The 26071-nt window shown below is 35.9% G+C and carries 16 protein-coding genes; 9 read left to right on the forward strand and 7 right to left on the reverse strand.

Features of this window, described 5'->3' with window-relative positions; all coding sequences use genetic code 11:
- Positions 1-23 precede the first annotated feature (23 nt).
- Positions 24-2288 carry an aconitate hydratase gene (locus ACRD62_RS16890; protein ID WP_430821302.1) on the reverse strand — a complete coding sequence of 755 codons (2265 nt, stop codon included), beginning with the start codon at positions 2286-2288 and terminating at the stop codon, positions 24-26.
- 189 nt (positions 2289-2477) lie between these two features.
- Here ACRD62_RS16890 and ACRD62_RS16895 point away from each other — a divergent pair, with 189 nt between their 5' ends.
- The 7 genes from ACRD62_RS16895 (at position 2478) to ACRD62_RS16925 (ending at position 15954) form a co-directional block, all read left to right on the forward strand.
- Positions 2478-3722, forward strand: a complete 1245-nt coding sequence (locus ACRD62_RS16895; RefSeq protein ID WP_430821303.1) for an ABC transporter permease — start codon at positions 2478-2480, stop codon at positions 3720-3722.
- A 35-nt stretch (positions 3723-3757) separates the two neighbouring features.
- Positions 3758-4615 carry a glucosaminidase domain-containing protein gene (locus ACRD62_RS16900; protein ID WP_430821304.1) on the forward strand — a complete coding sequence of 286 codons (858 nt, stop codon included), beginning with the start codon at positions 3758-3760 and terminating at the stop codon, positions 4613-4615.
- Positions 4584-5651 (forward strand): polysaccharide deacetylase family protein, encoded by a 1068-nt coding sequence (locus tag ACRD62_RS16905; protein WP_430821305.1) that lies wholly within the window; start codon positions 4584-4586, stop codon positions 5649-5651. The genes ACRD62_RS16900 and ACRD62_RS16905 overlap by 32 nt, the downstream gene beginning before the upstream one ends.
- A 339-nt stretch (positions 5652-5990) precedes the next feature.
- Entirely contained in the window at positions 5991-12917 is a 6927-nt protein-coding gene (locus ACRD62_RS16910) for a T9SS type B sorting domain-containing protein (RefSeq protein ID WP_430821306.1), read from the forward strand.
- On the forward strand, positions 12914-13924 hold the full coding sequence (locus ACRD62_RS16915) for a PorP/SprF family type IX secretion system membrane protein (protein WP_430821307.1): 1011 nt from the start codon (positions 12914-12916) through the stop codon (positions 13922-13924). The genes ACRD62_RS16910 and ACRD62_RS16915 overlap by 4 nt, the downstream gene beginning before the upstream one ends.
- A gap of 102 nt (positions 13925-14026) precedes the next feature.
- Complete coding sequence (locus ACRD62_RS16920) at positions 14027-14989, forward strand: T9SS type B sorting domain-containing protein (RefSeq protein ID WP_430821308.1); 963 nt, start codon at positions 14027-14029, stop codon at positions 14987-14989.
- Positions 14989-15954: a PorP/SprF family type IX secretion system membrane protein gene (locus ACRD62_RS16925; protein WP_430821309.1), complete on the forward strand. Its 966-nt coding sequence runs from the start codon at positions 14989-14991 to the stop codon at positions 15952-15954. Before ACRD62_RS16920 ends, ACRD62_RS16925 begins: the two co-directional genes overlap by 1 nt.
- Before the next feature lie 196 nt (positions 15955-16150).
- Here the strand turns inward: ACRD62_RS16925 and gap are convergent, their stop codons facing one another.
- The 5 genes from gap to ACRD62_RS16950 form a co-directional block, all read right to left on the reverse strand.
- Positions 16151-17158: a type I glyceraldehyde-3-phosphate dehydrogenase gene (gap, locus tag ACRD62_RS16930; protein ID WP_430821310.1), complete on the reverse strand. Its 1008-nt coding sequence runs from the start codon at positions 17156-17158 to the stop codon at positions 16151-16153.
- 244 nt (positions 17159-17402) lie between these two features.
- On the reverse strand, positions 17403-17531 hold the full coding sequence (locus ACRD62_RS16935; RefSeq protein ID WP_321409749.1) for a hypothetical protein: 129 nt from the start codon (positions 17529-17531) through the stop codon (positions 17403-17405).
- A 215-nt stretch (positions 17532-17746) separates the two neighbouring features.
- On the reverse strand, positions 17747-18235 hold the full coding sequence (locus ACRD62_RS16940; protein ID WP_430821311.1) for a hypothetical protein: 489 nt from the start codon (positions 18233-18235) through the stop codon (positions 17747-17749).
- 140 nt (positions 18236-18375) lie between these two features.
- Positions 18376-21663: a YCF48-related protein gene (locus tag ACRD62_RS16945; protein WP_430821312.1), complete on the reverse strand. Its 3288-nt coding sequence runs from the start codon at positions 21661-21663 to the stop codon at positions 18376-18378.
- Between the two features lie 125 nt (positions 21664-21788).
- Positions 21789-22976 (reverse strand): S8 family peptidase, encoded by a 1188-nt coding sequence (locus tag ACRD62_RS16950; RefSeq protein ID WP_430821314.1) that lies wholly within the window; start codon positions 22974-22976, stop codon positions 21789-21791.
- Between the two features lie 228 nt (positions 22977-23204).
- Here ACRD62_RS16950 and ACRD62_RS16955 point away from each other — a divergent pair, with 228 nt between their 5' ends.
- Positions 23205-23585, forward strand: coding sequence for a BlaI/MecI/CopY family transcriptional regulator (locus ACRD62_RS16955; protein WP_430821315.1), 381 nt, complete (start codon positions 23205-23207; stop codon positions 23583-23585).
- Between the two features lie 4 nt (positions 23586-23589).
- Positions 23590-25233 carry a M56 family metallopeptidase gene (locus ACRD62_RS16960; RefSeq protein WP_430821316.1) on the forward strand — a complete coding sequence of 548 codons (1644 nt, stop codon included), beginning with the start codon at positions 23590-23592 and terminating at the stop codon, positions 25231-25233.
- A gap of 24 nt (positions 25234-25257) precedes the next feature.
- Here ACRD62_RS16960 and ACRD62_RS16965 read toward each other — a convergent pair whose 3' ends face one another.
- The gene (locus ACRD62_RS16965; protein WP_321409759.1) at positions 25258-25929 is read right to left on the reverse strand and encodes a hypothetical protein; all 672 of its coding nucleotides are present in this window, start codon (positions 25927-25929) and stop codon (positions 25258-25260) included.
- Positions 25930-26071: the final 142 nt, after the last annotated feature.

Below are 26071 nucleotides of genomic sequence, written 5' to 3' on the forward strand. Positions count from 1 at the left end.
TTATCAATGTTTTGATTATTCATTTAAGCATTCTGCTGTTTAATAAGATTAAGTGCTGAACCTGCTTTAAACCAGTCGATTTGCTGTTTATTATACGAATGGTTAAGAGTAATAACATCTTTAGTTCCATCAGAATGAACCACTTCAATTTTTAAAGTCTGACCTGGTTTAAACTTATCCAAATCAATGAAGTTAAAGGTATCATCTTCCTGAATCAGATCATAGTCGGCTTCATTTGCAAAAGTTAATCCCAACATACCTTGTTTCTTAAGGTTTGTTTCATGAATACGGGCAAAACTTTTTACAATTACAGCTCTTACTCCTAAATGACGGGGTTCCATGGCAGCATGCTCGCGAGAAGATCCTTCACCATAGTTATGATCACCCACAACAACAGAAGGAATACCAGCTGTTTTATATGCTCTTTGAGTAGCTGGAACTTCACCGTATTCGCCGGTTAACTGGTTTTTAACTTTATTGGTTTCATCATTAAAAAAGTTAACACCACCAATCAGCATGTTATTTGAGATATTGTCAAGGTGTCCACGGTATTTTAACCATGGTCCGGCCATTGAAATATGGTCAGTAGTACATTTACCTTTTGCTTTAATCAGCAATTTGGCACCTGTAATATTTTTTCCATCCCATGGTGCAAAAGGAGTCAATAGTTGAAGACGATCACTTTCAGGGTTTACCACAACTTCGATGCTTGAACCATCTTCAGCCGGTGCCTGATATCCTGGATCTTCCACTCCAAAACCTTGAGGAGGTAATTCATATCCGGTTGGCTCATCCAGTTTTACGGTTTCACCTTTTTCATTTACCAAAGTATCGGTGATTGGATTAAACCCAAGGTTTCCGGCAATGGCCATTGCGGTCACTAATTCTGGCGATCCAACAAAAGCATAAGTGTTTGGATTACCATCGGCACGTTTTGCAAAGTTTCGGTTGAATGAGTGAACAATGGTGTTTTTCTCTTGTTTCTCAGCACCCGTACGTGCCCACATTCCAATACAAGGTCCACAGGCATTGGCAAACACTTCACCACCCATATTATTGAATATATCAATCAATCCATCACGTTCAATGGTGTATCGTACCTGCTCTGAACCGGGTGTAATTTTAAACTCACCCTTAGCTTTAAGGTTTTTCTCTGCAGCTTGTTTAGCAATTGAAGCAGCTCTTGAAATATCTTCATAAGAAGAGTTGGTACATGAACCAATTAATCCCACTTCAACTTCCAATGGCCAACCATTCTTTTCTGCTTCTTCCTTCATTTTTGAAATAGGAGTAGCACGGTCAGGAGTGAAAGGACCATTCAAGTGAGGTTCTAACTCATCAAGATTAATTTCAATTAACTGATCGAAATATTTTTCTGGATTTGCATACACTTCAGCATCGGCTGTCAGATGTTCTTTTACACTGTTGGCAGCATCTGCAACATCAGAACGGTCGGTAGCACGAAGGTAGCGTTCCATCGATTCGTCGTATCCAAAGGTAGAAGTAGTTGCACCAATTTCAGCACCCATGTTACAGATGGTTCCTTTACCAGTACAGCTTAACGATTGAGCTCCTTCTCCAAAATACTCAACAACACAACCAGTGCCTCCTTTTACAGTTAATATTCCTGCAACTTTAAGGATAATATCTTTTGGTGCTGTCCAGCCATTTAATTTACCGGTAAGTTTAACACCGATTAATTTAGGAAATTTCAATTCCCATGGCATACCTGCCATAACATCAACAGCATCGGCACCACCAACACCGATGGCGATCATTCCCAGTCCACCCGCATTAACAGTATGCGAATCTGTTCCAATCATCATTCCACCAGGGAAGGCATAATTTTCCAAAACAACCTGGTGAATAATACCTGCACCTGGCTTCCAGAATCCAATACCATAGCGGTTTGATACTGAGCTTAAGAAGTCATATACTTCCTTGTTGCTAACTTCCGCTGTTTTAAGGTCAGTTGAAGCCCCAACCTTAGCCTGAATCAGGTGATCGGCATGAACTGTTGACGGGACAGCAGCTTTTTCTTTGCCGGCTTGCATAAATTGCAATAGGGCCATTTGAGCTGTTGCGTCCTGCATCGCTACACGATCTGGATTGAAATTTACATACGAGCTACCTCTTTCGTATGCTGAAGCGGGGAGATTATCAGCAAGGTGGGCATATAAAATTTTCTCTGTTAAAGTTAAAGGTCTTCCAAGAAGCTGACGTGTTTTTTCTACTTTATCAGGCAACTCAGCGTAAACCTTCTTAATCATCTCAATATCAAAAGCCATTTTTCTGATTTATTTAGATAATGTGAATATTGCGGTTTTAGAAATCAAATTTACTAAAAAAAGTCTCTCAGTTAATAACAAGGTCATCAGGTTTTTGTTGTTCTTCTAACAGGTTTAAAATTCTTTTGCTAACTTGACGCTGAAATATTATGTACCATATACCTAATTTGTAAGCTCATTGTCAATCGTATGAAGCTAATACTGATCTATGAAAACCTTCGAATAGCCTTCGGTTCAATCCGTTCTAATTTATTACGTACTATCCTTACCATATTGATAATTGGAATTGGTATAACTGCCTTAATTGGGATTTTGACTGCAATTACTTCTATTAAAGTGGCTATAAGTACTAAGTTTACAGGAATGGGTGCTAATTCATTTACCATCGAAAACAGGGGAATGAATGTACAGGTGGGTAATAACTCTATGCGTCAGAAGAATTATGGTTATATCTCTTTCAAAGAGGCTATGACCTTTAAAGAAGAATTCGATTTTCCGGCAACAGTATCTGTTTCCTATAATGCAACGGGTGCTGCAACAGTTAAAGCAGGGGAGAATAAATCAAATCCTAATGTAGCTGTTTACGGTGTTGATGAAAACTTTATTGATGTAGAAGGTCATACTTTAAGTAAAGGAAGACATTTTAGTGTTCAGGAGGTACATGATCACAGATACGTAGCTGTTTTGGGAAGTGCTTTGGCAAAAAAGGTATTTCCTGATGTCGAGAATCCTGTTGATCAGATAATAAGTGTTGCTGGTGCAAAATATTTGGTGATTGGAGTATTGGAAGAGAAGGGAGCCGGTTTTGGTAGTCAGAGTGATAATATTCTATTGCTACCGGTAACGAATGTAAGACAGAAATTCAGTCGTCCGAATATGTCTTATAATATTGTTGTGAAGGCAATGGATAGTCAGCAGATTGATAATGCAATAAGCGAAGCAACAGGATTATTTCGGATTATTCGACGTTTGACAGTACATGATGAGAATAATTTTAATGTCAACAAAAGTGATAATTTATCACGAATACTGATTGAAAGTACTGGTACAGTTACTTTAATTGCTGCAGTAATTGGTTTAATAACGTTAATTGGGGCGGCTATTGGATTAATGAATATAATGTTGGTGGCTGTGGCAGAAAGAACCCGTGAAATTGGCATCAGAAAGGCGATGGGTGCAAATACCAAAGCAATCCGTAATCAGTTTTTATTGGAATCGATTATTATTGGACAGGTTGGTGGAGCTGTTGGCATTATATTGGGTATTATTATTGGAAATTTAATGTCTATTGCATTGAAAGCTCCTTTTGTTGTGCCTTGGAACTGGGTAATATTGGGTGTTGCCATTTGCCTGACAGTTGGGTTAGTTTCAGGACTTATGCCTGCATTAAAAGCTGCTAAGCTTGATCCGATCGAATCTTTACGCTATGAATAATTTAACTTCTACAGTTATGAATTAATCCAACATATATGTCGAAGATATCCAGAAAGAATGGAGTTGTACTAGTACTTGGAATTCTATTGATTCTTATCGCAGGTCTATTTATATGGCTGAGAGTAGAAACCAGTCCTGTTATTTCTCCATTTAAAGAGGTTTATGTTGATAGTCTGGATTCCATTGTAATTCAGTCTGATTCTTTGGTAGTACCCATCATTTATCATGGTAATCCCGATTTGAGGAAAGTCAGGGGTGAAGAGAGAAAAGATTTATTTGTGAATTTGATGCTTCCTTCAATAATGATAGCGCAGAAAAAGGTTGAGCGGGAAAGAAAGAAGCTCGAACGACTGGCTCAAAAGATTGAGAAAGGCAGAATCAAAGCCCATGATAGTTTATTGGTTGATTCGATTGTTACATATTTTAAATGTAAGGATATACATCAGGTAATTAATAGTTTAGAAAATCATCCGGTCAGTATTATATTGGCTCAGGCTGCTATTGAAAGTGGATGGGGTACTTCACGTTTTTTTCTGGAAGCCAATAACGTATTTGGTATTTGGTCGTACAATGAATTTGAAGAAAGAATTGCTGCTTCAGAAACGAGGGATGATAACACAATTTATCTTCGTAAGTACAATAACCTGTATGGTTCTGTTTACGATTATTTAATTACTGTTGCCCGGGCTCCGGCATATAAAAAATTACGGGAAGTGCGTTTGGAGTCTGATGATCCGTATGAGTTAATTCAGTATCTGGTGAATTATTCTGAGCTGAGGGATGAATATGTGAAAATACTAGGTGCCGTTATCAGACAAAATGATTTTACGCAATATGATCATTATAAATTAGTTGATATAGATGAAGACGATCCACTCTGGCAAAGTTTATAAATGGTTGAGTGTAATGTTTTTTACCAGCCTATTTTTTATTGGCTCGCTTCAGGCCTGGCATTTAGCTATTTCAAAAGTCATTCAAAACAATAAATGGTCTGTTAAAGCATTGGTTTATCATCGATTTGGAGATGACAGATATCCATCTACAAATACATCTGTGGAAGATTTTGAAGATCAGATGAAATGGCTGAAACAGAATGGTTATATTTCAGTTACCTCATCTCAGGTTTATGCCTTAAATGATAAGGATGAGAAAAAATATGTATGTATAACAGTTGATGACGGATACAAGTCTTTTCTGCAAAATGCATTACCAATTTTGCGGAAATATGGCATGAAAGCTACTATTTATGTCAATACAGAAAGTGTTGGTTGGGGTGATTATTTAACTTGGGATGAATTAAAAGCGATTCAAAAAGAGGGTGTGGAAATTGGAAATCATTCGCATTCGCATGCCTACTTTTTAAACAAAGATGTAGAAGAGCGAAGTATTTATTTTGAATCTGATCTGGATCTGGCAGATAAACTATTTAAAAAACATTTAGGAAGCATTCCTAAGTCGTATGCTTATCCATTTGGCGAATTTGATGAAAGTATGATGAGTGTACTTAAAAGTAAAGGATATCGCTTATCTTTTGCTCAAAACTCTGGTGTCTGGTGTGAATCTGATGACTTGTTTGCCATTCCAAGGTTTCCAATGTCAGGAAAGATTTCTATTGACAAATTTATTTCTAAAGTTGAGATGGAACCTTTCAGGGTTTCAACTGATAGAAAGTCTCCGCATATTGAAGTTGCCGGTAAGAATATCAAAATTTCATTTAAGTACAATAAGAGTGATTATATAGGCAGTATAAATTGTTTCATAAATGGCGTAATTTATAATAATGTTCAAACGTATGAAGATATTTATATGGTTAAATTAAATCTGTTACAAAAAACGAGACGAACCTTGGTAACGTTAACAACTAAAGATAAAGAGGGTAATTGGTGTTGGTATAGTCACCTAGTTATTATACCTCAAATAGGAGAATAAGCCTTTATATATAATGTAAGTTAGTATTTTATGACACGTCGTTAAGATTTTAAATTCATTGTAGGGAACTGAATAGAAAAGATACAGAAAAAAAAGACTTTAATATCTTCCTTAAAATCATCATATAAGCTTATTTATCCTAAAAAATATTAAAACTTCTTTACTAAAAAACAAACTTTCCTAAAAAGGCTGCGTAATACATTTTAACACATCCAAACTGCTAATATGTTAAAGTAGGATACAGACAGGAGAGCAAACATATTCGCACAATACATATTGAATAAATAGCATTGTTTATCCAAAGCAGTGGGGTGATATTATACGCTTATATTTTAGCATATGAAAGAAAAACTACTATCCTATTCAATGAGTATCTTTTTATTGTGTATTGGTTTTATTTCCAATGCGCAAGTGGGGCGTGAGTTCTGGTTTGTAGCACCTGAAGTTACAAATGCTCATGGTGATTCTCCGGTTGTTTTTCGTATTACTACTTTTGATGTTGGCACGAATGTTACCATTTCAAGTCCTGCAAACTCATCTTTCACTACCGTTAATGTATATATTGGACCTAATACCCAATATACAGTAAACGATTATAATTATGCTCAGGATGTTATTGAAAACAGGCCGAGCAATCAGGTTAATAATAAGGGTATACTAATAACAGCCCATGATGCCGATATCAGCGTTTATTATGAGGTTGTAAATGGTAGTAATCCTGACAAGTTTACGTTAAAAGGTTCAAACGCCTTAGGAAATGAATTCTTTGTTCCTTCTCAGAATATATATATTAATCAAACATACACACCAAAGGCTAGTGAGAAAGTAGATATTGTAGCTACAACAGATGATACAAATATTATATTTATTCCGACTGCTGATGTGGTTGGTTATTCTGCTGGTGATACAATTGAAATAACCCTGAATAGAGGGCAAACATTTTGTGTTGAAAATACAAACACAACACAAGGTTCATCCTTGGCAGGTTCATATATTTCCTCAAATAGTCCAATTGCTGTTACAATTTCTGACGATTCAATAAATGAAAATAAGAATGGCGGAGGATCCTGGGATTTAATAGGAGATCAGTTAATACCAACTAATGTTATTGGTTTTAATTATGTGGTTGTTAATACGGCACCCAACGGACATAATAAAACAATCAATAAAGTTTTTGTATTGGCCACTGAAGACAATACAAAAATAACCCTAAACGGTAAAACTAACATTGTAACTACCTTAAATAAAGGACAACAGATAACGATAGATATTACTCAGCATAATATGTACATCGAAGGTACTAAACCAATATATGTCTATCAGTTATCGAGTTTAGATTATGGCAATGGTAATGAACTGGGTAGTTCATTAATACCACATTCAGAATGTACAGGATCTGATATGGTTAGCTTTACGCGGATATTTACAGATCACTTTTATCTGCAACTATTAGTTAAAGAAGCGGATAAAGAAAACTTTACCATTAAAGATGAAAATGGAAATCAAATATCGGATTTCTTTAAAAATATTGTCTGGAATAAGGTAGAAGGAAGTGGAGTCGGTGATGAGCAATGGTTTACTTGTAATCTTGATCTAAGTTCTTCAATTTCTACAAATCAACCTTATTATATTTCTAATTCAACAGGACTTTTTCACCTGAGTGTTTTAGAGGAAAATGGTAAGAGTGCTAGTTATGGCTACTTTTCGTCATATAGTAATATGGTGATAAGTGGTTTGACTGAAGCTTGTTATGGAAATGTTTTGAAGTTAACAACCGATGAGGAAATGTTAACCTATCAATGGTTTTCAGACCAACCATCCGGAATTGTTTCTGATCCAACTCAAAGATCAATTGATGTTAATCAAAGTGGTAAATATTGGGTGCAGGCAGAAATGATATTCGGTGGCTGCGAGTTAGTTGATACAATTGATGTTGTTTTTAATCGCCCGGATATTGATCTGAAAAATGATACCACTGTTTGTCCGGGAACAGTTTTAGATTTTGCAGGTCAAGAGGTTTCATACACTTATAATTGGAGTAATGGTGCAAATACAATCAATACAAGTGTTACTGTAACTGAACTTTATGATGAGGATCTATCTGTTTTGGTAACAGATGCGGACGGTTGTACAAATAGTGATACCGTTAATATTAAAGCATTCATTATACCTGAGATAAATTTAGATTTAGATACTGTTTGTAAAGGTCAGGCAGTTACTATAGTAAATACCTTCTCAGAATACGAATGGAGCTTAAACGGAATTATTCTGAATACAGATCCAACTCAAAACTATTTAATACCAAATATATCGGGTACTTATACTGTAAGCTGTTTAACTTCCGATGGATGTGATGTAACAAAGAATTTTGACATAGTGGTAAATGAATTACCTGCTGTTGATTTAAATGATGAAACAACTTGTGTGGGAGAATCAATTATAGTTAACGGGCCAACAGGAACAGGTTATTCTTATTTATGGAATGATGGTAGTACAAATAGCACGAATGAATTAACAACGGAGGGTACTTTTTGGTTGGAAGTAACAGATGCAAATGGTTGTGTTGGAAGAGATGAAGCTGAATTAAGTTTTACAATTCCTTTTCCAATTGATTTAGGCCCAGATAGAGTCGAGTGCGATGAAGCATTATTAGACGTCTCTGACTTTCAGAATTATAATAATTTTAGTTGGTTCTTTAATGATGGAGCTGTTGAAACAGAAGTTATTGGTAACCCGACTGAGCATCAATATCTGGTATTGAAAACAGATGGATCAACCGAGGGACAATACAAGGTAGAAGCTGAAGATGCAAATGGCTGTCCGGTTAAAGATTCAGTAAATGTTAGTTTTATTCATGTACCAGTACCAGCCATAACTCTTAGTCAAAACTTATGTGCAAATGATACGGTGACTTTAACTGCTTCATCAGGATATAATGCATACAAATGGTTTAAAGATGGAGCAGAACAAACTCAGTTTGCTGATTTACGTTCGATAGAAATATTTGAACCGGGTCAATATACTGTTGAGGTAACATTGTCGCAATGTTCTGCCAGTAATAATATTGATGTGTTGGAATATGGATTACCTACAGTTGAGTTGAAAGATGGTAATATCATTTGTCCAGGTGGAGAAACCACTTTAACGATTGCCAATTATACACAATCATCCAGTGGAGGAGGTCTTGATTATCTTTATTGGGAAACCAATGATAATGTCCGCTTTACAGATTGGTCAACTGCTAAATATAAGGTTGATCAGGTAGGACAATATACTGTTACAGTAGTTGATAAATTTGGTTGTATATCAAATGATCAGGTTGATGTAACTCAACATACGCTTCAATCCATTAATTTGACCGAATCATCCATTTGTGAGGATGAAAAAATTACCTTACAAAATCCATTAACCAATGCGCAGAGTTACGAATGGTATCAATTGGTTTCGGGATCAGAAATTAAAGTAGCTGAAAACAACGATTACATTGTTTCAGGGTTGAATAGTGGTGTTTATTCTTATAAGCTTACTTTATTGGATGCAAATGGTTGTGAGAATTCTGATACTGTTGATATAACAATCAATGCGACTCCATCTTTCACATTAAATGATGCAACTGTTTGTCCGAATATTAACCATTCTTTTGATGGTCCCGCCGGTGCTTATCAATATTTATGGAGTGACGGTTCAACTAATCAGTCTTTGGTAATTTCAAATACCGGACAATATACTTTACAAGTTACAGATGCAAATGGCTGTTCAGCTTCAGAATCAGCTTATTTAAGCAATTATTCACCTATACCAATTAACCTTGGCCCAGATCGTCAGGAATGTGCGGGAATTGATTTGAGTATTTATTCTATCTCCAATCATTCTAATTATTCCTGGACTTTTAATGATGGTTCTTCAATTACTAATTTATCAGTACCATCACCAGAGGATTCAATGATAATTCTTAACGGGCAAACAGCTGATAATGGATTTTATAAGGCAATTGCAGAAGATTTTAATGGTTGCCGTGTTGAAGATAGTATTAAAGTAGAATTTATTGTTACAACAGATTTAGAGCTGGTTCAAACAGAGAATTTATGTGAGTCAGATACTATTGAAATAATCGCATCAAATTTATACAAAACATACCTTTGGTATCATGATGGAGCGTATCTGCCAGAATATGATGATTTACAATCAATTTATATTAATGAAGAAGGAAGATATACAGTGGTTGCTTCTGTTCCAGGTTGTGTAAAAACAAATCACACTGATGTAGAGAAGCACGGATTGCCATCAGTTACCTTACCTAATGATTATTCTATTTGTCCGGATGTAGAAACAACTATTTCGAATGTTCAGTTTACAGGCGTAGATCAATATAGTGTCTTCGACTATTTATATTGGAATGGAGATAGCAATACAAGATATAGCGATATTAGTCAGGCTTCATATGAGGTATCTGCTCCGGGAATATATACTGTTACGGTTGTTGATACGTTGGGGTGTAAAGCATCAGACAATATTGAAATTACAGAGTTTGCAGTTACGCCACCTGAACTTAATGGTCCGTTTACAGCCTGTAATGATATAGGTGTTACCTTACAAAATACAGCAATTAATCCATTAAGTTATTCATGGTTTAAGGTTGTATCTGGTATGGATATCAATGTTGCTAATGATGTTGACTACCTGGCAAATACAAGTGGAACCTATAAATTAGAGGTTGTAGATGTAAATGGCTGTGAAAGTAAAGATAGTGTGGAAATTACCATTAATTCTGTGCCGGAGTTTAAATTGGATGATGCCATTGTTTGTCCTGGTATCACGCATCGGTTTGAAGATATCAATCTTAATGTTGCTAATTATGACTATTTGTGGAGTGATAACTCTACCAACTCTTATCTGGAGACAAATCAGGCAGGTACCTATAGTTTACAAGTAACGGATAAAAACACATTGTGTTCTTCTGTCGAATCCGTTGAATTATCGAATTATACACCGGTTACTTTTGAGTTGGGAAATGATTTGTCAGCATGTGTTGAAACAGACCTCACCATAACAGCTCCTTCATCATTCTTTAATTATATATGGAAATATAATGATGGATTGAATCCTGAAGTGACTTTAGTAAATCAAAACCCTGAAAATGAATATCAAATTATTAATGCCCAGGTTTCTCATTCGGGAGATTATATTGTTGAAGCCAATGATGTAAATGGCTGTGCAGTATCAGATGGGTTGAATATTGAGATATATAATATTGCTACTCCGGAACTTGAATTGTCTAATTATTTGTGTGAAGATGAAAAGGCAACCATTATTGCAACTGCCGGATATGATAGTTATGAATGGTATCGAAACGGGCTTTTAATGTCTTCTAATCAAAATCTTGAGATTGATGCATTTGGATTTTATGCACTTGTAACAACTTACCGACAATGTGTAAGAACAAATGATATGAATGTAACGGAATATAGTAAACCAAGTGTTCAACTTCCAATTGCTTATTCCATCTGTCCCGGCGAACAGGATGAATTAAGAGTTTCTTCATACGCAGGTAGTCCTTTTGATTATCTGTATTGGAATGATGCCACCAATCAACGCTATAGTTCTTGGCAGACAGCCAAGTATAATGTGACAATACCAGGCGAATATTCTGTAACGGTTGTTGATACTTTGGGTTGTGCGGCTTCAGCAACAATTCAGATATCGGAAAATTCTGTTACTCCATTGAACCTACCAGAATCATTCACCAACTGTTTAAATACAGGACAGACGTTAACTCATAATGAGACTAACTATCAATCATACTCCTGGTATAAGTTGAATAAAAATGGAGAACAGTGGTTGGCAACAGATATTGATTATCCGGCAACAGAACCAGGTAGTTATAAATTAGAATTAGTTGATGTGAATGGCTGTCAGAAATCAGATACAACCGTAGTGATTTTAAATCCATTCCCTGATATTGATTTGGGTGATGATCGTACAGCTTGTGAGATGGAATATTTGGTGATCACAGCTCAAGGCGATTTTGCAAGTTATAAATGGAATGATGATGCAAGCTTGAATACCAATGAGTTGTTGGTGACAACAGCAGGTAAATATAAGGTTGAGGTTACTAATACAGTTGGTTGTGTGGCAGCAGATTCTGTTGAGATAAATGTACAGCCTGCACCGCAACTGGATTTGGGCCCTGATGTAACTCTTTGTCCGGGATTGACACATTCTTTATCAGCTCCGGCAGGTTATAGCTATTTATGGTCTAATGGTTCTGTTGATCAGAATATTGTAGTGGAAGATGGTAGACATGCTTTGAAAATTACTGATAACAATGGATGTAGTAGTACCGATACTGTTACTGTAAGCTATTTTCCACAGGTAGTTGTTGATCTGGGAGAAGACGAATATATCTGTCCTGTTCTGGGAGCAATTGAGTTGGATGCCGGCGATTTTGTTTCTTATGAATGGCAAAATGGTGAAGTTACAAGAACAATAAGGGGAGAAATTTCAGATACCGTAAATATTGTGAATGTTGTTGATGCTAATGGCTGTCGTGGTTTTGATACCAAGATGGTAAAACATCTGAGTGAACCTGAAATTGAGTTGTTGAATGATACTTCTATATGTAGCGTTGATTCATTATTACTGTCTGTAGACTGGACGTATAACAATATTCAGTGGAGCACAGGTGAGCAGTATCCTGAAATTTGGGTAAGTAATCCTGGTATCTATTCTGTGCTTGTAAACGATGGATGTTTCTATTTAGCCGATACCATGGAGATGGTAGTTGTACCAACTCCTATTATTGCCAGCCTTGATACTTCAATTTATGCTCAGGTAGTGTTGTATCCACAAGGAGGAACAGAGCCTTATCAATATTCCATTAATGATGGATTTTATCAGAATGATAATGTATTTAGAAACCTGGAAAATGGAGAATATATATTCAACGTGATGGATGTGAATGGATGTATGGTTTCCGAAATAGTAAATATCAATGACAATTTAGATCTGGAAATTCCAAAATTTATTACTCCCAATGGCGATGGATATAATGATACCTGGGAGATCACAGGCTTAGATCGTTTACCCGAGAGTATTATTAGTATTTACGATCGATATGGAAAGCTTTTACATAAATACTCAGCTACTGATCCGGGGTGGGATGGTAAATATTTAGGTAAGCCAATGAAGTCTGATGATTATTGGTATGTGATAGAACTTGTACCTCTTGGTAAACACTTAAAAGGTAATTTAACCTTAAAACGATGAAGAAGCTTTTAGCAATATTATTTGGTATTACCATTACCCTAACGGTGGTTAATGGCCAAAAATATTATCTGACAAATCAATATGTATATGACTTGTTTCAGATGAATCCTTCAGCGGCTGCATTCCAGAAGAACTGCATTACCATGCATGGATTTTATCAGAAGCAATGGCTTGGTACTGATTTAGCACCAAGTACACAAATATTAAGTTTACAAATGCCTGTTGGCGGACAGATGGGATCTGGTACTTACATTTATAATGACAGAAATGGAAACTATAAAGAATTGGGTTTAAATCAGGCCTTCTCATATGAAATATTGTTATTGAAGAAAAGAAAGAAACTTATGACTCTTTCTTTTGGTTTATCCTTTTTACTGGAGCAAACCTCTTTAGATATGTCTAATTTATTGGATGGGGGAGCTTTCGATCCAATCATTACGGGTGCTGGAGAAAGTGGTTTTGGATTCAACGCGAGTACGGGAGCTTTGCTTAAATATAATGAAACGCATATAGGATTTGCCATTACCAATCTCCTACCTGAAACAAACTCTATGTATCAGTCGATGTATGAACCAGACAGGGTATTGGATTTTAATCTTCATGCTGGAGGTAGTTTTAAGGTGGCCGATAGAGATCTGTACCTTGAACCATTGTTCATGTTCAGAAAAAATGTTCTAACCGATAGCAGAATGGACTTAAATCTAAAAGCTTATTTACCCACTCCAAATCCCGATTGGTCGACATGGGGATTAGTTGCTTACAGACACACCGTAGATCATAAATTTGGAAAAAGTCTTGGATTGGCTTTTACAGGCGGTGTTGTTTATCAGCAGGTTAGTCTTGGTCTTGAATATCAACTTGGTTTAACAAGGGCTCAGATAGATTATGGTAGTAATTATCAATTAGTTCTTAGTTACAGGATTTGCCGCGAAAGAGGTAAGGGTGCTATACCATGCTCTAAAATCAGGCGAAATAGGAAATCTAATTACCAGTTTTTGGGGTATTAATAATTAATCATGTTCAATCATTTTTTTATTGAAGTGTATTACAGATATATTTTGTGAAGTATATCCTAAATATTATGTTTGTAGAAACACTTAAACATACTTGTGATTCGACATCTTCAAATAGCCATTTTAAGCTTTGTATTTGCTTTGACATATATTAATGTGAGATCACACAATAATGTCATTTCTTTTTCACCATTTACTTTGTCTGTTAATGAGATACAAAGTTCTGTAATCGCCTATAATGACTATGCTGTAGTAAATGAAAGTGAGACCGTTAGGATTAATGTATTGAATAATGATATAGGTGTAAATGAGGGAGTTGGTTCTCTGGTTGTCGAATCAGATCCTGCGCATGGAACTGTTATTGTAAATAATGATAATACTATACAGTATACACCCGAAAAAGGATATAATGGAATGGATCAGTTTACATATAAAGTTTGTAATAACTCTGGTTCATGTGATGAAGCCATAGTTGATATAAGGGTTGATGATGTGCACTACATACCTGAAGCTGTTAATGATTCGATGGTATATTTTCATGAAACAAATACTGTTTATTCGATACTTGATAATGATATTATAAAAGGGGATTTACCATATGTTGTTACAATTCTACAGAACTTTACCAAAGGGGATGCATACCTTGATGATGATTCATTGATTCCTGCCTTTCCCCGGAATTTTGGAGGAATAGACTCGCTTCAGTATTCTCTTTGTGATGCTGATAATGACTGCTCTGAAGCATGGGTTTTTATCGATGTTCAGAATGATGGTACCACCGATTTTTTTATACCAAATGGCTTTTCTCCTAATGGGGATGGATATAACGATACTTTTTATATTCCTGACTTCAGGCAATATACCAACATTTCAGTGACCATTATTAATGAATGGGGGCAAACCGTATTCAGTGAAAGCAATTATCAGAATAACTGGAACGGTAATGCTAATTCCGGACTAATGAAAGGTAAGTCTGTGCCCAGTGGAACTTATTATTATGTATTTTCTATTGAAGGTATTTCTCAGTCTCTAACGGGTTCAATTTACTTAAGCAGATAATGGGAAAACGAAGTTACATAGTTATACTGCTTTTGTTACTTTCATTACGAGTACTTGCTCAGTTAGAACCGCTGTCAACTCAGTACATGTATTCTCAATTGATGATTAATCCCGGATATGCTGGGGTCAGAAATGCCTTTTCAGTAAATATTATGGCCCGGCATCAATGGATGGGAATCGATGGTGCTCCGGTCAATTACAATGTATCTGTTCATTCTCCATTAAATAAATCAATGGTTTCACTGGGGGGAGCCTTAAATTCTTATCAGGTCGGTCCAACTCAAAATAATCGAGTTAATTTTTATTACTCTTATTTGATACGGTTACGTTATAATATGTTTATGTCGATGGGTGTTACGGCAATAACAAATCATTATGGATTTAAAGGACTGGATTGGAAATTAATTGATCAGGAGGATCCTGATTTTGTTGGTACGTCCCAAAATAGTTTCAAACCAAATTTTGGAGCAGGTCTATTTATTTATTCACCATCTTTTTATTTTGGATTTTCTATTCCTCAGTTCTTAGCTTATGGGTTTAAAAATAAAGATAGTGATCAGATACTCACTGAAGTCAAAAGACATTATTATATTTCTTCAGGCTATGGTTTTGCGCTCAATAAAGAGTTTTATCTAAAACCCTCAACTTTGGTTCGATTTGTTGAAAATGGCATGTATAGTATTGATGCAAATGTTGAAATGTTGTATAGCGAGATTTTCTCTGTTGGGATATCCTATCGGATAAATAATTCTATTGCATTTATTGGTGGCTTTCGCATTAGCGATAATATTAATATGCACTATTCGTATGATTTGTCTACCGCTCCTTCGGGTATTTCAAAAGGAAGTCATGAAATAACCTTAAGTTTTGATACAAATAAAATACTCAGAAGAAACCGAAACAGAATGTTTAGCAAAAAGAAGAAGGAAGAAAGTGGAGCAATGCGTTCAATCAGGTATTTCTAATAATTCAATTCATTCGTCTTTAAATTTTTAAAGCCTCCAAACTATATTGTTAGGCATTCCCGGATTCCTCAAAGATGAATACCTATTGTTACCATTCTTAAGTGTGATGGAATGAAAATAAATTACTGAATTATAGATTGATAAAATAAAAAAAAGCCTCCGCAAAGGGAGGCTTTTAAAATATATGGAAATTCAATTATTTTACTGAATCCATGTACTGAATCAATTCACATACTTTAGCTGAATAACCCATTTCGTTGTCATACCAAGATACAACTTTTACGAAAGTGTCAGTTAAAGCGATACCAGCTTCAGCATCGAAGATAGAAGTTCTAGTGTCACCAGTGAAGTCGTTAGAAACAACAGCATCTTCAGTGTAACCTAAAATACCTTTCAAATAAGTTTCAGAAGCTTCTTTCATAGCAGCTTTGATGTCTGCATAAGAAGCAGGCTTAGCCAAGTTTACAGTAAGGTCAACTACTGAAACGTCTGGAGTTGGTACACGGAAAGCCATACCAGTTAATTTACCATTCAATTCAGGAATTACTTTACCTACAGCTTTAGCAGCACCAGTAGATGAAGGAATAATGTTTTGGCTAGCACCACGTCCACCTCTCCAGTCTTTAGCTGAAGGACCGTCAACAGTTTTTTGAGTTGCAGTAGTAGCGTGAACAGTAGTCATCAAACCATCAACAATACCGAACTTGTCGTTCAATACTTTAGCGATAGGAGCTAAACAGTTTGTAGTACATGAAGCATTTGAAACAAAGTTCATGTCGTTAGAGTAAGATGTATTGTTTACACCCATAACGAACATAGGAGTATCGTCTTTAGATGGAGCAGACATTACAACTTTTTTAGCACCAGCGTCCAGGTGACCTTGAGCTGATTCTTTAGTTAAGAACAAACCAGTTGACTCAACTACATATTCAGCACCTACAGCACCCCAGTTGATGTCAGCAGGGTTTCTTTCAGCTGTAACGCGGATTTCATCTCCGTTAACGATTAATTTACCGTCTTTTACTTCAACAGTTCCGCTGAATTGGCCGTGAGTTGAATCATATTTCAACATGTAAGCCATGTAATCTACATCAATTAAGTCATTGATAGCAACAACTTGAATAGTTCCTTTAGCTACAGCCTGACGGAAAACGAAACGTCCGATACGGCCAAAACCGTTAATCCCAATCTTGATTTTTGACATTTTATTGCTTTTTTAAGAATTGTTTTAATAAGGTCTTCAAAAATGCACTGCAAAAGTAAGAATTCATAATTAAATGTTCAAGAAATAAGAAAATGATTTTTTTAATAAAGTTTTAAGAAATCTTAAAGATTGAATAAATATGTAACAGTGCTGGGGCTTTGCGAAATGCAAATAAAAAAGCAACACAAAAGCGATGATAACATCCTTTTATGTCACTTGATATGCTTTTACCTGAATGATAAGTTTACGCTCTCTCTGCAGGTTGTTCGGTAGGTGCTTGGCTGTATGCAGGACAATCTTGTGTGGTTTTGCATGAACTCATTCCAATTGCAACAACAAACAATACAGCGGCAAATAACAAAATCTTTTTCATTGTCTATATCTTTTACTTGTCTGTAAAAATAGGAGAATATTAGAGATCTCCAAAATCTTTATTTCTTTGCTATAAAACGAAAGGTTTTAAGTTATGTTTCGTTTTTATACTACAACTTGGGTAATAAATGGTTTTTATCAGTGAATGGGCCTTATCATTCCATTAATTAATAAATAAAAGGAATAAAAAAACCCGGATAAACCGGGCTTTGTATATTATTCATCATCCTCTGTTGTTCTTTTCGGCCATCTGATGGTATCATCGTCAACAAATTCAGGACCAATTTGAATAGTAGTTAAACTTCCTTCTTCAAACCAGATGTTAATGTTTTCTTTATCGAAAATATATTGTTCCATATCTTCAAGTCCATCTTCATCAATTTCTTCCACTTCATACTCACCCATATCGAGTTTTTCTAAAGCTTCTAAAAAGTCTTCTTTCGACATGCCTGGTTTAATGGCATTGTGCAGAATAAAACGGTCGCTTTCGAAAGAAATTTCTACTAATCGGTATCCTTCTTCACTGTCAAAAGACATAGAAAGACCCAGGTCATCGTAATACAATACAGTTGCTGAGCCTCCATCTCCATAGTTTTGAACTTCTGTTTCATCAGGATCACCAATGTTGCTGGAAACTTCGTGTTCTTCCATTCCAAATTTAATGCTGCCGAATCCTATGAACGGCAAGATGGCTTTTGTTGTCATTTTTAATTTAAAAAGTATTAAAGATTTACACGGTAAATATAGAAAACGGGTTGAAAAATTTCTAATGTAAAAACAAAAAAAATCCAACACTGTTCTAATTTGGTGTTGGATTTTTAATTTTCTATTTGAAATTCAAATGTTTAGTCTTTCCATTGAGGAATTCTTCCTTTAGTGTGTGGAGCGTTTAATTCATCCATTAATTGCCTAACTTCCGGTATTTTATAGGTTAATATATTTTTTACCTTCTCAAGAACAGGAGGAAATTCCTTTTTTAAGATTTCAAAATCACGCATTGAAGTAGTTGTGATATTTGATGTACTTTCAATCTGGGTATAAATAATGTTGTTAAGCCTTTCGATCAATGGCATTTGAGCAGGAGGAATCTCTTCCCAACTTGCTTTTGCTTCTAAACCTTTAAATGTAAATTCAATTTCGTCTATCTCTTTTTCCAATTCCAATAATGCCGGAATTAATTTTTGATGTGCATCAGGTACGGCCAAAGCGGTCTGTTTCATTGATGTAACTTCATCTTTAAACTCCGAAATCAAATGCATTGTTCCATTCATTGCCTTAGAAAGTTCTGTAACTTTTCTTTGGAATTCAACCATTGCTTTTCTGTCGTCGGCTGGAAGTGTAGTGTTATTTAAGGCTTTTACTTCAAATGATTCAGGACCTGCTAATAAAGTGCTCGTTCCATTTTGTACCTGACTGATTTCAACGGTATAAGAACCCGGCATTACATAAATGCCACTTTCAGGTTTTTTGAAAGGATCGAATTTTTTAGATCGTACAATTTTCCAACTGTCATAAGTAAGATCCCAGTTAAAACGGGAAACATTTTTTTCTGGTTTTTTTGTAAATGTTTTTACAATGCTTCCTTCAGCATCTTTGATTGTAACTAACAGGTAGGCAGGTGCTTCTTTTGATTCATCCTGTAATTCTTTCCATGTTGGCTGAGGTATTCGATCACCGTTTTTGAAAAGTTCTTTTTCCATTTTCTGGCGAATTTGTTTTTGAGTTTTGGGAACTTCTTTCTGATAGAAAGTAAATGTTGCACCAAATTCAGGATTGGCAGCACCAAAGTAAGTGGCTCCCTGTCCGTAAATTTTACCGGTTTGGATAAATAAATTAGCTGGTTTTATATCAAATAAATAAGCCTCTTTTTTAGCAATTTCTTCAGTTAATTCTTTCAGGGGTTGGTAATTATCCAATACAAAGAATCCTCGGCCAAAAGTTGCCAGTACTAAATCATTCTCGCGCTCCTGTATAGCTAAATCACGAACAGCTATGGTTGGAATTCCTGATTTTAACTGAACCCAGTTCTTACCTTCATCAATAGAGAAGAAGAGACCAAACTCTGTTCCGGCAAATAATAGTTCTTTCCGTTCGAAATCCTGCTCTAGTGTATGAACAGTTCCGTTTTTCGGTAGATTAGAAGAAATAGAAATCCAGGTCTTACCTTTGTCGTTACTCTTTAATATATATGGTGTAAAGTCGTCGTTTTTCAAATTATCAAAAGTGGCATAAACTATATTCTCATCAAAACGTGAGGCGTAAATGTCACTTAGATAGGTGTAAGCCGGTACCCCGGGGAAGGAGGATATTTTTCTCCATGTTTTTCCATCATCTTCGGTTACCTGTATTACTCCGTCATCAGAACCGGCATATATCAAACCTTTTTTAACAGGTGACTCATCTAATGAAACGATGGTATTGTACTGCGAGGTGGAGACATCTTTCACTACAGCATCGGTACTCCAGTATTTACCCATCACCGGCCAGGTGTTTCTATCTATTTGAGCAGTTAAATCATCAGAAATAACCTCCCAGGTGTCGCCTCTATCATTACTTTTAAATACTTTATTGGCTGCTATGTATAAGGTTTTGTGATCGTGCTTACTTAATATTAATGGTGTATTCCAATTCCATCGGTAGGTTAATTCGCCTTCTCGTGGTTGAGGCTTAATATTAATTTTTTCGCCACTTTTTTTATCGTACCTGACGATGTTACCATATTGCCATTCGCTGTATACAATGTCGGGATTGGTTGGATCTACCCTTGACCAGAATCCATCTCCAAATACTGTTACAATCCATTCTCCGCTTGTAACGCCAAATGAACTTGTGTTCTGAACAGGTCCACCTAAGGTTGCATTATCCTGAGTACCTCCATAAACATTGTAGAAAGGTTCTGCATTGTCAACGGTAACGCGATAAAACTGAGTAACAGGTAAATTGCTGACTTGTCTCCATAATTCTCCCGCATCATAAGAAATATAAACACCTCCATCACCGCCAATCATGATATGATTATTATCTTCAGGGTTCACCCAAAGTGCATGGTCATCTACATGGCGATCTTTGTTGCTTAATCTGTTCCATGTTTTACCTCCATCTTTCGTGCAATATGATAAGGTTTCTACAGAATAAACTTTGTCAAATTCAACCGGATCACAATATATCTCGTTATAATATTGTCCGCTTGAATGATGATCACTCATCTTATTCCAGGATTCACCCCGATCTGTAGTTCTGAAGAAACCACCAGCATTGTTGGCTGCTTCAATAATAAGATAGAGCACATCTGGATTTTGTGGTGAGATGGCAATTCCCATACCTCCAATATCTTCTTTTGGTAATCCGCTGGTTAGTTTACGCCAGTTTTTACCGGCATCTGTCGATTTATAAACTGCAGACTCCGGACCTCCACCAATCTTGGTATGAACATGACGACGTCTTTGTTCAGAAGTAGCGTACAAGATATCAGGATTTCGGGGATCACAGATAATATTATTAACTCCTGTATTTTCACTAATTTCCAATATCTTTTCCCAGTTTTCACCTCCATCAGTTGTTTTATATAAGCCTCTGTCTCCTCCCGGGCCCCAGGCAGATCCTTCTGCAGCAACATAAACAATATCTGAGTTTCGAGGATCGATTAAAATCATACCAATTTGGCGGGATTCTTTTAATCCCATGTTTTTCCAAGACTTTCCGCCATCAATGGTTTTGTATACGCCATCGCCATAACCAAGAGCTCTTTGATGATTATTTTCTCCCGTTCCTGCCCAAACCACATTGCTGTTGTTCGGATCCATTGCAAGACAACCAATTGAATAGGCTCCATATTTATCAAATACTGGATTGAAAGTAATACCATTGTTTATTGTCTTCCAGATATGCCCACTGGCAACAGCAACATAAAATTCAGAATGATTATCCGGATTAACAGCAAAGTCGGCAATTCGACCTGAAGTAAAGGCAGGGCCAATATTTCTGAGTTTTAATCCTGAAACCAACGAACTGGTTATAAGAGTGTCTTTTTGACCTGACTCTTTCTTTGATTTTTTTTGAGCCTGTAAATCTAATGGTGAAGTTAACAATGCAACTGCCAGCAGGGTAAAGGCAATTTTTTTGAGGTGATTCATTTTTATTTGATTTGGGTTTAAACTTGTTTTTCAATCCCTTAAGTTAGTAAATCTAACTTTTAGAAGTTAAATATAAAACGAGTTTTTTTGTAATAAAAAAGGCGGTCAACCGACCGCCTTATGTTTTAATTATGTGCTATTGGATCTGGATTTCCATCCGGATCACCATTTACATATCCATCTGTTGTAAGATTGTTTGTGATCAATAATAAACCACATACATGAGGAGATGCCATTGATGTACCGCTTAAGGTAGCATAGTCACCTCCTTTATAAGTCGAGTAGATACTATAGCCAGGTGCGCAATAATCAACACCAGCTCCGTAATTTGAAAAATAAGCCCAATTGTCATTTATATCCATGGCTGAGATGGTGTAGATATTCGGACCATTAACTCGCGCAGGTGAATGGTTTGCTGCATCATCAGATTCATTACCTGCAGCTAAAGCAAATTTAAGTACAGATGAAGCTGCCAATACAGCTTCGTCTAAAGTTGTAGAGATTCCTCCACCTAAACTCATGTTGGCAACATCACTTGAAGAGGCGTTGGCTGCAACATAATCAACACCTGCAATAACGCCAGAGGTTGTTCCACTTCCACGACGGTCCAATACTCTAACCGGAACTACAAATGCACCAGGAGCAACCCCAACAACACCAATAGAATTATCAAGTGCGGCAACTGTACCAGCCACATGAGTACCATGGCCATTTTGATCATCTGCAGTATAACGTGTTCCCAGGAACTGAGCAGCTCTGTCAGTGTCCACATTTAAATCTGGGTGATCTAAATCAATACCTGAATCAATAATCCAGGCTGTCTTTCCAACACCACTAACTGGTCCTCCAACGCGTGTAATTCCCCACGGAATAGATTGTGAAGCATCAACCACTGTACCTGGTTTCTTTTTAATAGTTACAGGAGATAAGGAGATAATTTTATCTTCTTCAATGCGTAAAACTGATTCGTCAGTTTTTAGAGCTTCAACTTCTTCTGCCGTTAATTCCAGAGCAAAACCTTTAATGGCTTTACCGTAGATGTGTTTTAACGATTTTGATTTAATGTTTTTCTTAGTAAAAAGTTTTTCTGCCTTGGCTTTTACCTTATCTTTTTTCGAACTGTACGATTCTCCTGATACTTCGGTAATGGCATCATCTTTTAATACAACAATGTACGAATTACTAACTGAAGATGCCTTTAATGCAGGCTCTAGTGTTTCAACTTCAGTAGTTGCAACTGTTTCTTTTTCACAATTTGTTAAAAACAAAATAGAACATAGCAGTGCTATGCCAATTAGTGCATTTCTTCTCATGTTTTGACGATTAAATAATATTAAATAAATAGGTTTTAGCAATTACTGAAATTTTATCCTTAATGTCAAGTTTTTTATAAACTTTCAAATTGAAAGTTATTAACACCTAAATGTTAGTATTAGGATTTATTTTTATCGAAAATGCAACAAATCAGAAATACTATAAAAATAGTTTGGATACTATAGTAATAGTACTATATTTGTAGTAGATCTTTTGAATTGATATATATGATGGAAATAAGACAGCTTACAAAGGCAGAAGAAGAAGTAATGCAAATTCTCTGGAAGATTGGAGAAGGAACGGTTAAAGATATTTTGGATGGATTTGTTGAAAAACAACCGGCTTATACAACCGTAGCTACAGTACTTAAAGTGTTAAAAAAGAAAGAGGTTGTCGATAATAGGGCGGTTGGAAATACTTATATTTATTATCCTCAGATTACAAAAGAAGATTACTCTTCATTTCAGATGAAACATCTGCTCAATAACTATTTTGGAGGTAGTTTTAAACGTTTGGCTACTTTTTTTGCAAAGGATAATAACATGGATTTAGATGAATTGGAATTCATGTTAAAAGAAAGTGAATCGAAAAATAAACCTAACAATTAATCCAATGGATTTACTTACCTATTTTACCCGATCAATTATAGTTCTCGTAGCTTTTACCTTGCTGTATTTGCTGGCATTTCGTAAAGACAGTCATTTTACATTATACCGCATATTTTTATTACTGGGTTTGATTGCTGCTATGTTCTTACCCTTTATTGAAATCAATTATACTGTTTGGATTGAGCCTTTTAAATCAAATGACATTTTTAAAGAGGTAGAAACTCCTGTGGCAACTGTAGCCGAAATTGCAGGTAATACTGAGGAAGCTTTTAATTGGTTTAATTTAGTGTATTGGGTTTATCTGGGTGGTGTTTTGCTTTTTGTAACGCGAATGCTAGTAGGTATTGTTCGGGTGTTACGCCTTATGAATAAGAGTACCCGAAAAGAGGTTGATGGCATTACCTATTTTGTAGGAATGGATATCTCAGAACCCTTTACGTTTGGTTCCTTTATTTTCTTGGATGAGAAATCTTTTTATAGTAAAAACAATTCAGATATTGTTGCTCACGAAAAAATACATCTGAAGCAGAATCATTGGCTGGATGTAGTTTTAAGTGAATTGTTGATTGTTATACAATGGTTTAATCCATTAGCATGGTATTATGGACGTTTGGTTAAGCAAAATCTGGAGTTTTTAGCTGATAGGGGAGTATTAGAACAAGGTTATATAATTGAGAATTATATACAATCAATAATTTGTGTAACAATGGGAGCGGAAGCATCAGTGCTAGCCAATCACTTCCGGTTCTCCCAAAATAAAAGACGATTAAAAATGATGAAAAATGTAAGAAAATCCAAATGGCGACAACTAAAATTGTTGTTGACATTGCCTTTAATTGGAGGCTTTCTCTGGGCTTTTAGTCAGCCAAATTATCAATTAAGGCCAAATGATGAGCAGAATGTTGTTGAGTCAGTGATGAAGGATGTTAAAAAAATTACGATCACCGGACAGGTTGGAGTTGAAGATACAATGGAAATTATGGACCCTAACACGGGTCAATATAAACGTATGATAATACTTAGCCCTGTACCAGGTGTTAGTATTGTTTTAAAAGGAAAAACTATTGGATGTGTTTCGGATATGGATGGTAAATTTGCCATTGAAGCTACTGAAGATGATTTATTGGTGTTTTCTTTTGTAGGATTTAAGACCGAAGAAAGGAGAGTGGAAGAAGGAAAAGAGTTAATTGTTTCTTTAAAGCCAACCTCCTATGAGTTGGATCCGGCACCTTTTCGAAAAGATTTTAAAGGTAAGGTAACTCCTCCGCCACCACCTCCGCCACCACCGGTTGTGAAAAAAGAAAAGATAGCTCCGCCGCCACCTCCACCGCCGGCAGAGAATGATGAACCTGTGTTTTTTATCGTTGAAGAATTACCAAAATATAAGAGTGGGATAGTAGATTATTTTGCTTCATTATATTCAAATATTGAAGTGGAAAAAGCGAAGCAGAATTTGAAAGGAACGGTTAAAGTGAAGTTTAATGTTGATACAAAAGGAAATGTAATTAATGTTGAAGCAATAGGTCAAAAGGGTAAAGAGGCTGAAGTAGCTGAAAAGATAGTTGCTGGTTTAAATAATTGGATGCCCGGTAAACAAAGAGGTAAGCCGGTATCGTGCAGTATGATTGTACCTGTAGAATTTGAATAAATAAAAAGCCGGATTATCCGGCTTTTATTTTTGCTTGTATGCTGTTTTTAAATTCTTTAGAATGGTAAAACCCCGGTCTACGTCTTCATCATTTACAATAATGGTAAATTCGTTTGTTGTTGAAATAACCTCCTTGATATTAACCCCTTCCCACGCGATGGCCTTTAAAATGTGATAGTAAAAGCCGGTTACCGCTACGTTGGCAGTTGGTAGTTTTAAGGTAATTGCAGAAAGCTCGCCTTGCTTCAATAGGCATTCTTCGTTTCCAAAGTATTTTTCTACCAAATCCTCATAGGCAGAACTTACCACCAGGTTTGATTCGAAAACACCACGCACCAAAGTGTAAAATACATCCTGATGTGCCCCAATGTCCTGCATTACTTTGGTGTGGCTGTTAAAAATGGTATTACTGTTTCTGAAAGTAAAATCAGTCAGATTCGATCGTACGATAATATCACCAAGCGATTCAAGTAGTTTCTGTAGATTTTTATTTAAGGTATAATCCAGTTGTGGAGTCAGTCGGTTTAATGCCATCACCACTGCTCCTTGTTTAACTGGTTTTTCAGTAAGTTTTTCAACCATGGGTTGTATTTGGCGGGCCAATGAAGAGATGTTTATTAATCCTTCACAAAGGGCTTCGATCACAAATGGTTTTACCTTAATAACTGACTCAACTGCTTGACTGACTGTTTTCATAATCCTTGTAATTGATCAAACTAAAAATGGTAAGTTTGATAAATGATTGTACAAAGATAAGGAAAGTTAAAATATTAACATAGTGTTATAAAGAAGTTTTTTTTGTTTAAAAAGTTTAGTTTAGATAATTCTTTTGCTAATT

Origin of the sequence: Carboxylicivirga caseinilyticus, assembly GCF_050589785.1 — a bacterium.
GTDB classification, from domain to species: domain Bacteria; phylum Bacteroidota; class Bacteroidia; order Bacteroidales; family Marinilabiliaceae; genus Carboxylicivirga; species Carboxylicivirga caseinilyticus.